The sequence below is a fragment of the Streptomyces mirabilis genome (assembly GCF_039503195.1).
In the GTDB taxonomy this organism is placed as follows: Bacteria; Actinomycetota; Actinomycetes; order Streptomycetales; family Streptomycetaceae; genus Streptomyces; species Streptomyces mirabilis_D.
In genome coordinates this window covers 10035165-10048094 of record NZ_JBCJKP010000001.1, presented here as the reverse complement: position 1 = coordinate 10048094, position 12930 = coordinate 10035165, and the positions used below count along the sequence as shown (strand labels likewise).

12 protein-coding genes and 2 pseudogenes are annotated in these 12930 nt (G+C 69.9%); 9 read left to right on the top strand and 5 right to left on the bottom strand.

The window, feature by feature from the left end; genetic code table 11:
- Positions 1–47: 47 nt before the first annotated feature.
- From AAFF41_RS45725 to AAFF41_RS45695, 7 genes are all read left to right on the top strand, one after another.
- On the top strand, positions 48–971 hold the full coding sequence (locus AAFF41_RS45725; protein WP_319750470.1) for a MurR/RpiR family transcriptional regulator: 924 nt from the start codon (positions 48–50) through the stop codon (positions 969–971).
- A gap of 322 nt (positions 972–1293) precedes the next feature.
- A complete protein-coding gene (locus tag AAFF41_RS45720) occupies positions 1294–1674 on the top strand; it encodes a hypothetical protein (protein WP_319750520.1) in 381 nt (126 codons plus the stop codon).
- A gap of 50 nt (positions 1675–1724) precedes the next feature.
- Positions 1725–2630, top strand: coding sequence for an MBL fold metallo-hydrolase (locus AAFF41_RS45715; RefSeq protein ID WP_319750471.1), 906 nt, complete (start codon positions 1725–1727; stop codon positions 2628–2630).
- 45 nt (positions 2631–2675) lie between these two features.
- Positions 2676–3110, top strand: coding sequence for a VOC family protein (locus tag AAFF41_RS45710; protein ID WP_319750472.1), 435 nt, complete (start codon positions 2676–2678; stop codon positions 3108–3110).
- Between the two features lie 88 nt (positions 3111–3198).
- Positions 3199–3519: a DUF1232 domain-containing protein gene (locus AAFF41_RS45705; protein ID WP_319750473.1), complete on the top strand. Its 321-nt coding sequence runs from the start codon at positions 3199–3201 to the stop codon at positions 3517–3519.
- 74 nt (positions 3520–3593) lie between these two features.
- Positions 3594–4886 (top strand): CAP domain-containing protein, encoded by a 1293-nt coding sequence (locus AAFF41_RS45700; RefSeq protein ID WP_343325934.1) that lies wholly within the window; start codon positions 3594–3596, stop codon positions 4884–4886.
- Between the two features lie 121 nt (positions 4887–5007).
- Positions 5008–6228 (top strand): serine hydrolase domain-containing protein, encoded by a 1221-nt coding sequence (locus AAFF41_RS45695; protein WP_343325933.1) that lies wholly within the window; start codon positions 5008–5010, stop codon positions 6226–6228.
- A 67-nt stretch (positions 6229–6295) separates the two neighbouring features.
- On the opposite strand, the gene AAFF41_RS45690 is transcribed toward AAFF41_RS45695, so the two are convergent.
- Positions 6296–6448: a hypothetical protein gene (locus AAFF41_RS45690; RefSeq protein WP_164331877.1), complete on the bottom strand. Its 153-nt coding sequence runs from the start codon at positions 6446–6448 to the stop codon at positions 6296–6298.
- A gap of 145 nt (positions 6449–6593) precedes the next feature.
- Between AAFF41_RS45690 and AAFF41_RS45685 the strand changes: the two are divergent.
- Together AAFF41_RS45685 and AAFF41_RS45680 are read left to right on the top strand one after the other, a co-directional pair.
- Positions 6594–6755: pseudogene (locus AAFF41_RS45685) on the top strand (DUF6191 domain-containing protein); the annotation flags it as partial.
- Positions 6756–6799: 44 nt separating this feature from the next.
- A complete protein-coding gene (locus tag AAFF41_RS45680; protein ID WP_343325932.1) occupies positions 6800–7498 on the top strand; it encodes a nucleoside/nucleotide kinase family protein in 699 nt (232 codons plus the stop codon).
- Here the strand turns inward: AAFF41_RS45680 and AAFF41_RS45675 are convergent.
- The 4 genes and pseudogenes from AAFF41_RS45675 to AAFF41_RS45660 all read right to left on the bottom strand — a co-directional run bounded on the left by AAFF41_RS45675 (position 7428) and on the right by AAFF41_RS45660 (position 12844).
- Positions 7428–9259: pseudogene (locus tag AAFF41_RS45675) on the bottom strand (hypothetical protein). The gene AAFF41_RS45680 and the pseudogene AAFF41_RS45675 sit on opposite strands and share 71 nt — an antisense overlap.
- A gap of 50 nt (positions 9260–9309) precedes the next feature.
- Entirely contained in the window at positions 9310–11028 is a 1719-nt protein-coding gene (locus AAFF41_RS45670; protein WP_343325931.1) for a hypothetical protein, read from the bottom strand.
- A 2-nt stretch (positions 11029–11030) separates the two neighbouring features.
- On the bottom strand, positions 11031–11933 hold the full coding sequence (locus AAFF41_RS45665; RefSeq protein ID WP_060900886.1) for a carbohydrate ABC transporter permease: 903 nt from the start codon (positions 11931–11933) through the stop codon (positions 11031–11033).
- Positions 11930–12844: a carbohydrate ABC transporter permease gene (locus tag AAFF41_RS45660; RefSeq protein WP_319750480.1), complete on the bottom strand. Its 915-nt coding sequence runs from the start codon at positions 12842–12844 to the stop codon at positions 11930–11932. Before AAFF41_RS45660 ends, AAFF41_RS45665 begins: the two co-directional genes overlap by 4 nt.
- Between the last annotated feature and the right edge of the window lie 86 nt (positions 12845–12930).

Sequence of the window (12930 nt, the reverse complement as noted above, 5' to 3'; positions counted from 1 at the left end):
TCCGTGAGCTATGTTGAGTTCTCGTGGGACACGAAGGAGGCACATCGGTGCCATCGCCGCAGCAGGCACGCGCTCAGGCGTCTGCGATCACCTCGGGGAAGACGGCTCCGGAGGTGGGCGCGGCACCCACGTCCCAGCTCAGGGAGTTGTTCGACGGCCCCCGGCTCTCGCCAGGACAGCGCCGTATCGCCCAGTACCTGATCGAGCACATCACCGAGGCGGCGTTCCTGTCGATCACCGATCTCGCCGAGCGCGTAGGGGTCAGCCAGCCTTCGGTGACCCGCTTCGCCGCGGCGGTCGGCTTCAGCGGCTACCCCGCACTGCGGGAGAAACTGCAGGCCATCGCGCTCAGCACACTCTCCAGCACCCCGGGCGCGCCCGCGGAGGACCACGGCAACGAGCTGCAGTTGGCGGTGGACGCCGAGATCGAGAACCTGGAGAACCTGCGCCGCGACTTCGCCGATCCGGACCAGGTGATCGCCATCGGCCGCGCGCTGTCGCGGTCGACCCCGCTCACCGTTCTCGGCCTGCGCATCTCGGTGTCGCTGGCCGAGTACTTCGCCTACGCCGCCCGCCGCATCCACCCCGATGTGCGACTGGTGACGCGCGGCGGGAGCGTCGCCTACGACGCGCTGCTCCAGTCGCGCGAGGCGGGCGGCACCTGGCTGCTCGCCTTCGGAATGCCCCGGCACGCCCAGGAGACGCTGACCGCGGTGCGGGTCGCGCGCAGCGCGGGGCTGAAGGTCGCCCTGATCACCGACCTGGCGCTCGGACCGCTCGCGGACGAGGCGGACGCCACCTTCACCGTAGGCACCGGGGCCCGCCTCGTCTTCGACTCCTACGCCGCGCCCGTCATGATGTCGGCGGCGCTCCTCCAGGCCATGTCCGACGCCGATCCGGAGCGGACGCAGGCCCGGCTGGAGGAGTACGAGCAGATCGCGGAGCAGCACCAGTTCTTCCTCAAGGACTGACCCCCGCACGGCTTCCCTGCCGCACAGCCCCCCGCCCCTACGGCATCGCGGGATCATTCGCCCATATCGCGGATGAATTTTTTCATGTCCTTGCGTATCCGGCGGTATATATAAATACTTCTCGCGGATGCGACCAGGAGGCCTCCGGGTCACGTCCTACGGCCATCCGGGGCCGTCCGCTCCTACCCGCATGGGGCCCCGGATGTTCGGACGGGCCCCGCGTGAGTGGGTGCCCGTGGTGGCGGCCCCGGCCATCCCCTAGACCGGGGCCGCCCCATAACCCGCTGACCCTTGCCGCCGACGTAACCCGGAAGCGATGAACATGGCCCTGACGACGTACTCACCGATGACCTCGGACTGGCCGTGCCAGGTCAAGACCCCCGGCAGCTTCGACTGGGAGCGCTCCGCGACCAAGTGGCTGCGCGATCTGGTGCCGTCCCGCTACGCGAGCTACCCGGTGCTCAGGAAGCACCCCGTGCTGCTCGCCCGTCACGCCCAGGTCCAGGTGCAGCACGAGATCCGGGTCGCCCGGACCGCCCTGCAGACCGCCCGGGCCGAACTCCCCGCTCTCGGCCTGCACGAATCGGTCATCGAGCACACCATCAAGATGTACGCCGCCGAAGTGCTGCAGCTCAATCACATCGCCCGGAGCGTCCGAGCGGTGACCCAGGCACTCGTCGACCACAACGCCGGGCGAAACTGAGGTCCCGGGTCCAGGTGGTGGTCCCGGCGGGATCATCATCGGGAGACGTCGTGGACACCCAGAGGCCGAGGACCGAACAGACCACTGAGGGAGCGGAGAAGGCCGCGGGCGCGCGGGCGCTGGACGTGCGGTGGATCCACGGATCGCCGTCGGCCAAGCACAACACCGATCCCGACATCCAGGTCCACGCCCACGACGCGCACACGGTGATCCTGCGGCAGAACATGGCCGTCGACTACGAGGCGCCGTTCCTTTTCCTGCTGTTCGGGGAGACACGGGCCGTGCTGATCGACACCGGTGCCACGGCCTCGGCCGACTGGTTCCCCCTGCGCCGGGTGGTGGACGAGCTGATGGAGACCTGGCTGACCGCCCGTCCCCGGGAGGGCTACGAGCTGTTGGTGCTGCACACCCACCCGCACGGCGACCATGTCGCGGGGGACGGACAGTTCGCCGGCCGTCCCGGCACCACGGTCGTCGACGCGGCCCTCGACAAGGCCTGGCCGTTCTTCGGCTTCGACGGCGACCCCGAAGGAGTCGCCCGCGTCGATCTCGGGGACCGGGTCCTGGAATGCCTGGCCACGCCGGGCCACCACGCGGCCGCGGTGACGTACTTCGACCCCTGGACCGGCTTCCTCCTCACCGGTGACACGGTCTATCCCGGCCGTCTGTACGTCGAGGACTGGGCCGCGTTCACCCGCACCGTCGACCGCCTGATCGACTTCTGTGCCGAACGGCCGGTGACGCACGTGCTCGGCTGCCACATCGAGATGTCCCGGCAACCGGGTGTGGACTATCCGGTCCGCACCACCTACCAGCCCGACGAGCCGCCCCTGCAGATGACGACGGGCCAACTGCACGACATCCGTGCGGCGATCGACACCGTCGGCGACCGCCCCGGACGGCACGTCTTCGACGACTTCGTTCTCTGCCGCCGTGACGTTCCCGAGGGCCGGTAAGAGCCGTACGGCCGGATTGTCAGAGGCGCGCAGTACGGTCCCGTCATGGCAGCCAGAATCGATCTGACCCTTGACTGCGCGGACGCGAAACTCCTCGCCGAGTTCTGGAAGACGGCGCTCGGGTACATCGACGAGCCTCCGCCCGCTCCCTTCACCACCCGCGAGGAGTGGCTCGCGCAGTTCGACCTTCCGGAGGACGACTCCGCGGACGACGGCGCGTGGCTCTGCGATCCCGACGGCGTCGGCCCCCGCCTGTCCATCCTCAAGGTTCCCGAGCCGAAGGCGGCGAAGAACCGCCTCCACATCGACGTCCGCGTGCCGGGACACGGCGGTCCCGAAGAGCGGTGGGCGCGGATCAGGGCAGAGTCCGAGCGGCTCGTGAAGGCGGGCGGCTCCGTCCTGGAGGAGTTCGACGGGCACCACGTGGTGATGGCCGACCCGGAGGGCAACGAGTTCTGCGTCGCCGCCGGCTCGGCCTGAATCGGCCGGTGTTTCGGGGGCGGTACGAACCGGGCGAGTGGGAACACGAAGGGGAGGAACTGCCCTACGAGCGCTCTGGACGGAACTCATGGACTCCACGACATGGACGGTGGTCCTCATCGTCGCGATCCTGGGTGCCGCCGCGCTCGGGGTGGCGATCGCGGTCCTGGTACGGCTCGTGCGTACCCGCCGTGACCTCAGGCGCGCCGGGCTTCCGACCGGGTCCCGCTGGGTCTTCTGGGGTGCGGTCGCCTATCTCCTGCTGCCGACCGACCTGCTGCCCGACCCGATCTACCTGGACGACATCGGCGTACTCCTGCTCGCGCTGCGGTCGTTGCGCCCGCCCGAGGCGATCGACGCACGCGGTTCCGCGGAGCGCGGGAACCCTCGGGAGCGAACGGGACGTTGACGGGGTGAGCGGGCGGGAAGCGGGTGCGCCCGTGCCGGTGGTCCGCGAGGACCGTCACTTCGACGGGCGGCACGATGAGCGAGTTGGTTCCCGGGGGCAATGTGCCCCTGCCGGGCGGCACCCTGACGATCCGGGTGCCGGGTCCCTTCGACGTCTCCGCACTCATCACCGACGACGGCGGCAAGGTGCGCGGCGACGCCGACTTCGTGTTCTACAACCAGCCGACGGCGCCGGGCGCCGGGCTCACCGGGGAGCACCTCACCATCGATCCGCCACGTCTGCGGCCCGGCGCGAGCCGCGTCACCGTGGTCGTCAGTCCGGCCGATCCCGGTACGCCGCTTGGCCGGCTGCCCGCTCCCACCCTGCACGTCAGCGGTCCGGGCGGTCACACCCTCGCCCGGTTCACACCCCCGCGCCCCCAGCGGGAGACCGTGCTGCTGCTCGCCGAGATCTACCGACGCGGCACGGCGTGGAAGCTGCGCGCGCTGGGCCAGGGATACGCGGACGGACTGGCCGGCATCGCACGGGACTTCGGAGTCGAGGTAACCGAGGATGCCACCGGGGACGATCCGACACCGGTGGCGGCTGCCGACCCGGACGGCTTCCTCGACCTGGTCAACTCGGTGCGCGGCGCGGCCGGTTCCCCGCCCGTCTCCCTCGACGCGCGGCTCGCGACCGCGGCCCGGGCCCACGCCTCCGACATGGCGGCACGCGGACTCCTCAGCTCCGAGAGCGCCCGGGGGATCTCCGTCTACCAGCGCATCACATCCGCCGGATACGCGTATCTGACCGTCGGCGAGCACCTCGTCTCCGGCCCTCGCACCCCGGGCGAGTTCGTGGAGTACTGCCTCACCACCGAGCAGTCCCGCGAGACGCTGTACAACCCGGCGTACAGCCAGGCGGGGCTGGCATACGTCCCCGGCCGACGCTCCGGCGACATGTACTGGACGGCGCTGTGGGCCAGGCCCTTCAGCCACGGCGGGCTGCGGCAGACGGCGGGTGAGGTGGTCGCGCTGACCAATGCCGAGCGGGTCGCGGAGGGACTGGCGCCGCTCGCCGTCGACGCCCTGCTCACCACCGCGGCCCAGGCGCACAGCGACGACATGGTCGCCCGTGCCTTCTACTCCCACACCTCCCCCGACGGCAGCCAGCCGTGGGACCGGGCCGCCGCCGCGGGCTCCGAGCGCCGCACCATCGGGGAGAACATCGCCTGCGGCCAGCGCTCCCCCGCCGAGGTCGTCCGCGGCTGGATGAACAGCCCGGGCCACCGCGCCAACATCCTCAAGCCCGATTTCACCCACATAGGCATTGGCTTCACGGGCGGCGGCGCGGCGGGCACGTACTGGACGCAGCTTTTCGGCTGCTGAAGGATCTTTTCCGCTTTCCTTCGCGTGACATGCAACCCATCTGCCCCTCCTGCGCGTAGAGATGGTGCCGGCGTTCGCATCCGCGGCGCGGTACACAGAGGGAACTCGGGAGAAGAATCAGATGGTCTCAGGAACGGTGGGCAGAGGTACGGCGCTGGGCGCGGTGCTGTTGGCCCTCCTCGCAGTCCCCGCACAGGCCGGCACCGCCCGGGCCGCGGATCTGCCGGCACCCGACGACGCCGGTCTACAGGCGGTGCTGCACACGGCCCTTTCCCAGGGAGCCCCCGGTGCGATGGTGCGGGTCGACGACAACGGCACGGTCCACCAGTTGTCGGAGGGAGTCGCCGACCGGGCCACCGGGCGTGCGATCACCACGACCGACCGGTTCCGCGTCGGCAGCGTCACCAAGAGCTTCTCCGCCGTGGTCCTGCTGCAACTGGTGGACGAGGGCAAGCTCGACCTGGACGCTTCGGTGAACACCTACCTGCCCGGGCTGCTGCCCGACGACCGGATCACCGTGCGGCAGGTGATGAGCCACCGCAGTGGGCTGTACGACTACACCAACGACATGTTCGCGCAGACGGTCCCGGGCTTCGAGTCCGTCCGCAACAAGGTCTTCAGCTACCAGGACCTGATCACCCTGTCCCTCAAGCACGGGGTCACCAACGCACCGGGCGCGGCCTATTCATACTCCAACACGAACTTCGTCGTCGCGGGCATGCTCATCGAGAAGCTCACCGCCCACTCCGTGGTCACGGAGTACCAGAACCGCATCTTCACGCCGCTGAACCTGACCGACACCTTCTACGTGCACCCCGACACCGTCATCCCGGGCACCCACGCCAACGGCTACCTCACGCCGGACGAGGCCGGTGGGGCCCTGGTCGACTCCACCGAGCAGACGGTGTCCTGGGCGCAGAGCGCGGGCGCGATCATCTCCAGCACACAGGACCTGGACACGTTCTTCTCCGCGCTGATGAGCGGACAACTCATGTCCGCCGCGCAGCTCGCGCAGATGCAGCAGTGGACGACGGTCAACAGCACCCAGGGGTACGGCCTCGGCCTGCGCCGCCGTGACCTGTCCTGCGGCATCTCGGTGTACGGCCACACGGGCACCGTGCAGGGCTACTACACGTACGCCTTCGCCTCGAAGGACGGCAAGCGCAGCGTCACCGCGCTCGCCAACACCTCGAACAACGTGAACGTGCTGAACACGATGGCCCGCACGCTGGAATCCGCGTTCTGCGGCAAGCCGACGACCGCGAAGCTGCGCAGCGCGACCTCCTCGGCGACCACCGTGGAGCGCCACGAGGACATCGCGCCGGGTATCGCCCGCGACTGACGCGCGAGGTGCGGCCGGACCCACCCGTCCGGCCGCATCCCTCCGCCGGACAGGACCTGGGCCGGGTTCATGACTTCTTCAGGTCGGACCGGTAGGTCCGGTACAGGGCACTGCCGTCGCCGCATCGCCTCGGGGGCTCGCTGCACTTCTGGCAGGCGAGCAGGTGGTCGAAATACGCCCGGTAGCTGTGGGGGGCGAGCGTAGGGCGTTGCTGCGACATGACGTTCTCCCCGTGGACGGCGGCTGCGGCGCCCGGTATTGACCAATATTCAACAGCTTGATGAGCATAGGCGGAATGACCGGTCCCTGACCCCGGGTCGCCGGAGCCTGGCCGAATCCCACTCCCGCCCCCTGATACTGGTGGCATGGGATTCGCCGTCTTCATGACCCTGCCGGGACTGGTCATCCTGCTGACTCTAGCGGCCTTCGCGGACCAGCTGTTGCCGCGCGCCGGACGAGCCGGCCTGCTGCCGTGGCGGAACAGCGTGCGCCAGGGCCAGACATCCGCGACCGGCTTCGAGCAGTTGATCGACCTGGTGGGCCGGACAGCGGTCGTGCGCAGGCCCCGCTCATGACCTTCGACGACCTCGTGGAGCGGGCCGCGGCGCTGGTGCGCCCCGATCGGCGTGCGATTCTCGGGATCGCGGGAAGCCCTGGCGCGGGCAAGACGACGCTGGCCGAGCGCCTGGTCAGGGAGCTGAACGGCGACGCGCCCGGCCGGGTCGCGCATGTGCCGATGGACGGGTTCCATCTCGCGGACGTCGAGCTGGACCGGCTGGGCCGCCGGGACCGCAAGGGCGCTCCGGACACCTTCGACGCGGCGGGGTATGCGGCGTTGTTGGGCAGGCTGCGTGACGAGGAGGAGGACGACATCGTCTACGCGCCGGGCTTCGAGCGGACCTTGGAGCAGCCGGTCGCGGGCGCCGTCCCGGTCTTCCGCAGCGCCCGCCTGATCATCACCGAGGGCAACTACCTCCTGCTGCGGGACGGGGCGTGGGCGCGCGTACGGTCACGGCTGGACGAGGTGTGGTTCTGCGATCTCGACGAGGAGGAGCGCGTACGTCGTCTCGTCGCCCGCCACGAGGAGTTCGGCAAGGACCACGACACGGCGGTGGCCTGGGTGCTCGGCACGGACCAGCACAACGCCGACCTGGTCGCCGCGACACGGGACCGTGCCGACCTGGTGGTCGGCAGGGAGGTCACCGCCGCCGCAGCTCCAGCGCGGGTTCCCCTCGGTCATCACCCGCGGGATTCCCGATCAGCGCGGTGAACGCCTCGGTGCTGATCGTCAGGCCCGCCGGTGTGTCTGCGAAGGTGGGGGCGAGCGGGCCCGGGGAGCCGTAGCGCACGGCGAAGACGTGCAGGTCGTGCGGGGCGCCGGGAGCCGGTGCGGCTTCGAGCGCCGTGGAGGTGACGAGGTGGCGCCAGCCCTCGTCCGGGTTGCCGTAGCCCCGCGGGTCCGCGGCCAGGGCGAACGCCGCCAGCTCCTGGGTCGTCTCGGAGCGGGCGTCGAAGAGGTCCACGCCGTCCGTTCGTGGATGTGTCAGCCTGAGCGGGCCGGCCGAGGTCACGGCGGCGTCGGCGGTCCTGCGCACCCGGTCCCCGTCGTCGGTGGCGTACGGCAGTCCGGCGAGCAGGTACGGCGTCCCGTCGAGGCGTTCGACGGCGACCGTGGTCCACAGGCTCACGCCGTCGGTGACGTACAACGACCGGACGTGGCGCAGCACGTGGTCGCGGCCGACGACCGGCTTGGTGACGAGCTTGGCGCTGAGGCCGTCGCTCTCGAGGTCGCGCACCCGTACCTCGCCCATGGGGCGGCTGAGCAGGAAGCCGTCGACGACCGGACCGAAGCCGTGCTGGCGGTTGACCGCGGCGGGCAGGTAGTACGTGCCCGCCGCCTCGACCAGTGACGGGGTCATCCGCTGGTCGAAGGCCACCGAGACCGTGCCCGCGCGCAGTTGATGCCGTGCGGGGTTCCTCGACGGCGTCCGGTGCCAGCGCGTGGCGTCCTGGATCTGCCAGACCAGCATGAACGCGAAGTGGCCGTCGATCGCGCCGTCCGGCCCGACCGCGTGCCGGCCCCAGCGGGTGTCGCCCCGGTAGCGGCCGAGGTCGGCGCCGATCCGCCGGCCGAAGTGGCGCAGGCCGAGCACGGCCTCGAAGCCGGAGTGCTGTTCGCTGTAGCGCGGCCCGCCGATGTCGAAGCCGCCCACCGTCAGACGAGCGTCGAGATACCGGGCGAGCACGTCCCCGTCCTCGGCGAAGACCGGCTCCCCGCTGACCTTGTGGGCCTGGGCGAGGAAGGAGAGGGAGATCGGCCCGTAGTTGTTGTCGTACGCGCCGCCGTGCTCCGGGGGCAGCAGGGCACCCCGGTCGCGGACGCGGCGGGCGCGGATCTCGTCGGCGTACAGACTCATCGCCCGGGCGCGAACCGACTCCCCTTCCGCCGTGGGGAGATGGCCTGCGAGCATCAGCCCACCGACGACGCAGCCGATGGCCTGGTTGCCGGCCTCCTGCGGGTTGAAGAAGGTCGCTTCGGTCAGCCACAGCCAGTAGCCGTGCGCCAGCTCGACCAGTTCGCGGCGGTCCTCGTCGGGGACGACCGGGTCGGCCGTGCCCAGGATGTTGACCGCTTGGAGCAAGGCCACACCGTGCTCGGCCAGTCACCGATGGGGTGGGCGCCGTCCTCCAGCACGTAGCGGGCGTGCGGCAGTCCGGAGCCACGCCTCCTCAGGTTCGGGTAGCCGGGGTTGTCCTCGGTGAAGACGCGCTCCCGCAGATGGAAGCGCAGGCCGCGGCCGACGGCCTCCGGCAGACGTGGGTCCTTCCTGCGCTGCCAGGCGAGCGCCAGCAGGGAGGTGACGCCGAGGGAGGTGTCGCCGATGTCGTCCACACGGTCGGGGTGTTCGAGATTGCCCTCAGGCGTGAGGCGGGCCAGGGCCTGCTCCACCACGTCGGCGAGGACCGCGTCATACGCCTCGGGCGTGTCCGGCAGGTTGTGCAGCGGGCCGAGCTGGCGGAGGAGGTGCACGGGTGGATCGGCCCTTCATGCCGGAGGTGGCCATGGCGTGGTTTGTCGGGTCAGACGACGGGCGAGGGACGGCGGGCGCGCAGTGCGACGGTCAGTGTGTGAGGGCCGTGCCCACCGATGTAGACGCGGGGCCCGGTCGTCGCGTCGGTGCCGCCCACCACGGTGTGGTCCTGCCCCGGGTCGTACCGTAGTACGTCGCCCCGGTCCGGCCCGGCGAGCGGTTCGCCTGCCTCGACGTCGGCCTCGACCCGGATCTCGTCGTCACCGACCCGGTAGGTCATCGGCCCGGTTGTCAGACACCAGTGTCCCTCGCCGATCGGTACGGCGCCCTCCGGCACACCGCCCGGCCGGAAGGTCAGTTCGAGGGCCCAGGGCACCGTTGGTCCGCTGATGTCGATCCGCAGGTCGGCACCGTCCTCCCTCAGATCCGCTTCGACGCGGGTCGTGTGGGAGACCTCGTCCCGAGGCCGGTCCGGGAAGGCCATCGCGGCCGAGAAGCGTCCCTCGTCCGCCACACGGTAGGTGCCGTCGTCCCGTCGCCGTTCCGGCGGGAACGGCTGGTAGTAGGCGGCCGTGAGGGTTTCGGTGAGCCGGAACCGGTGGTCGGCGAGTTGTCGCATGCCGGCGGCGCGGAACGGGCCCAGGTCGAAGAATCCCCGCGAGAGGCGGACCGCGTCGAGGACGGCGTCGCCGGCGAACAGGCGCAGGAAGGTGGGATTGCAGGCGAGGCCCGAGCGGATGCGCCGGTGCTCGGGCACGTCCGAGCCGCCGTACAGGACGCTGTGCGCGGTGGCGGAGGCACGTGCGGCAAGGCGCGCCGTGGTGATGTACCGGTCGCGGGGAAGGGGTTCCGGCGCCGGTTTCGGCAGCACACGGCACAGGTCGGGGGTGAGGAGGGTCTCGGCGAGCAGGTCGGGGTCGTCGATGCCGCCGGCGGCCGCCAGCCGCGCCGCCCGGCTGAAGTCGCGTCGGCCGGTGCGGATCGCGAGCAGCCGGTAGTGCGGCAGGTAGGGCGCCAGCGGGAAGGGCTGGTTCTGGTCCTGCCGTCGCGAGTGGACGGTCTCCACCGTGCCGTCCGGTCTGATGAGGTCCAGGGTCGCGGTGAGGTTGCGTTCGACGGCGTCCCACAGGTCGGTGCGGCCGAGGACGGCGGCCAGGAGCAGCAGCGACGGGTTGGACACGTGGGCCGCGTAGTTGGCGCTCCGCTCCGAGTACAGGCCCTCCGCATCGATGTCGACGCCCTCGGCGAGCCACGCGTCGACACGGTCGAGCAGCCGTCTGTCCGGGAACGACCGGTGCAGCCGGGCCAGCGCCGCGCACAGCTCCCAGCGGTGGTTCGGGGTGTGCACCCCACCGGTCAGGAGACTGCCGGAGGCGGCGCCCGCGATCTCGGCGAGCGCGGCCGTGACGTCACGCAGTTCCGGCCCCGCGCCCGCGGCGAGGACGTGCGCGTCGCACACGTCGTTGACGGTGAACGCGGAGTCCGGCGGTGACTGCACGTTGTCGCCGCCGGCGAAGAGGCCGGTGGTGGTCTGCGCGGCCCGGAGGGCGCCGAGGTGGACCATCGTGGCGGCGACGACCCGCCCGCTGCCGTGCAGTGCCGAGTCCGTGGAACGGTACGCCGCCACCAGGGTCTTGACCCGGCGTGCCAGGGCGCGGTGGGTCACACCGACGGGTTCCTCGTCGGGGCCGGCCGCCAGCGGGGCGGCCAGCCGGTCGGCGGCGCCGGCCACCGCGCGGACGAACTCGTGGTCGAGCGGGGTGGACATGGTCAGTCCTTCAGTCCGGCGTTGATGTCGGCGCCCATGACGTAGCGCTGGAAGACCAGGAAGATGACGATCAGCGGGATCATGGAGATGACCGATGCGCCGAGCAGGACCGACCAGTTGATGTTCTGCGCGCCGACGATGCTCTGGATGCCGATCTGCACGGTGAACTTGTTGGGGTCGTTCAGCATCAGAAGCGGCCAGATGTAGTCGTTCCACCGCCACTGGAAGGACAGGATGGCGAGGGTCAGCATGATGGGCCGGGAGAGCGGCACCATGATCCGCAGGAAGATCGACAGTTCGCGGGCGCCGTCGATGCGTGCGGCTTCCACGAGTTCGTCGGGAACCGTCAGGAAGAACTGGCGGAACATGAAGCATCCGGTCGCGGTGAGCACGGCCGGGAGGATGATGCCGGCGAACGAGTTGTAGAGGCCGAGGTTGCGGACCACCAGGAACTCGGGGGCGAGCATGACCTCGCCCGGCAGCATCGTGGTGGCCAGGATGCAGATGAAGAACGCCTTGAGCCATTTGTTGTCGTACTTGGCCAGCGCGTACCCGGTGCAGCAGCTGGCTCCCACCGTGAGGATCGTCGTGATCACACACACGAGGGTCGTGTTGATGAAGTACTGCGAGAAGTTGGCACTGCGCCACGCCGTCAGGTAACCCGACAGGGTGGGGTGGTGCGGAACCAGCGTCAGCGGATAGGAGAACAGATCCCCGGCGGGTTTGAAGGAGCTGAGGATGAACCACAGCACCGGCAACCCGTAGAGGCACGCCAGGATCCACAGCAGTGTCGTCGCGGGTACCGCCCGCCGGAGCCCGCCGCTGCTCGCACCGCGGGGCCGCTTTTTGGAGACGGACCGTCCGGGACCGGCGTCGGCCTTGCGTGGCATGTCTGTGGTTGTCATCGGTTCTCCACCCGCCGGTTGACGACCAGCTGGATGATCGCGACGGCCATCAGGATGAGCATGAGCACGAACGACGCGGCGCTCGCGTAGCCGATCTGGCCCCGTTGGAAGCCGGTCTGATAGATGTACTGAACAAGCAGGTTGTTCGACGTTCCGGGTCCGCCGTTGTTGAGGGAGACGAACAGCGGGTATTCCTTCATCGCGTTGATCGTGTTGAGCAGGATCACGATGAACGAGGTGGGCGCGATGCTCGGCAGCGTGATGCTGATGAACTGGCGCCATGGACCGGCGCCGTCGAGCGAGGCCGCCTCGTAGTACGACACCGGTACGTTCTTGATCGCCGCGATGAACAGCAGCATCGAGAAGCCCGTCCAGGCCCAGGACGCCGCCACCACTACCACCACCAGCGACAGGTCCGCGTTCGACTGCCACGGAACGGCGGACCCGCCGAACTTCTCGACGACGTAGTTGACCAGTCCGAAGTTCTCACCGAACAGCCATCGCCACAGGACACCCACGACGATGGGCGACAGCAGCCACGGGATGAAGAAGACGACGCGGGCCACCGACGCACCCTTGGCGTGCTTGCTCACCAGCACGTTGGCGATGAGCAGCGACAGCGCGAAGTTCAGCGGAACGAAGAGGACGGTGTACAACAATGTCCGGGTCAGCGCGTCGTAGAAGGCGGAGTCCCCGAACAGGTTGTGGTAGTTGTCCATTCCGACGAACTGGAACGCCCCCACGCCCGTGTAGTTCGTGAAGGAGTAGACGAGCCCGATCACCGCCGGCCACACGAAGAACAGCGCGAAGAGCACGACATTGGCCGCGATGAGGACGAGCGGCGCGAGGGTGTAGGTGCTGCGTCGTCGCCTGGGCGGGCTCACGGACACGTCCGCGGCGCGTTTTGTCATCTTCCTGACTTCCGTGCTGGTGGAATGGATTGCTGTGGGCTCACTTCATGGGCCCGGCATCACGTGAGCGCCCAGGGCCGGGCGGC

Coding starts and splice junctions, on each gene's coding strand:
- AAFF41_RS45705 (WP_319750473.1), top strand. CDS start 3,199: ATGGACTCCACGACATGGACGGTGGTCCTCATCGTCGCGATCCTGGGT.
- AAFF41_RS45680 (WP_343325932.1), top strand. CDS start 6,800: ATGACCTTCGACGACCTCGTGGAGCGGGCCGCGGCGCTGGTGCGCCCC.
- AAFF41_RS45710 (WP_319750472.1), top strand. CDS start 2,676: ATGGCAGCCAGAATCGATCTGACCCTTGACTGCGCGGACGCGAAACTC.
- AAFF41_RS45690 (WP_164331877.1), bottom strand. CDS start 6,448: ATGTCGCAGCAACGCCCTACGCTCGCCCCCCACAGCTACCGGGCGTAT.
- AAFF41_RS45720 (WP_319750520.1), top strand. CDS start 1,294: ATGGCCCTGACGACGTACTCACCGATGACCTCGGACTGGCCGTGCCAG.
- AAFF41_RS45700 (WP_343325934.1), top strand. CDS start 3,594: ATGAGCGAGTTGGTTCCCGGGGGCAATGTGCCCCTGCCGGGCGGCACC.
- AAFF41_RS45665 (WP_060900886.1), bottom strand. CDS start 11,933: ATGACAACCACAGACATGCCACGCAAGGCCGACGCCGGTCCCGGACGG.
- AAFF41_RS45660 (WP_319750480.1), bottom strand. CDS start 12,844: ATGACAAAACGCGCCGCGGACGTGTCCGTGAGCCCGCCCAGGCGACGA.
- AAFF41_RS45695 (WP_343325933.1), top strand. CDS start 5,008: ATGGTCTCAGGAACGGTGGGCAGAGGTACGGCGCTGGGCGCGGTGCTG.
- AAFF41_RS45670 (WP_343325931.1), bottom strand. CDS start 11,028: ATGTCCACCCCGCTCGACCACGAGTTCGTCCGCGCGGTGGCCGGCGCC.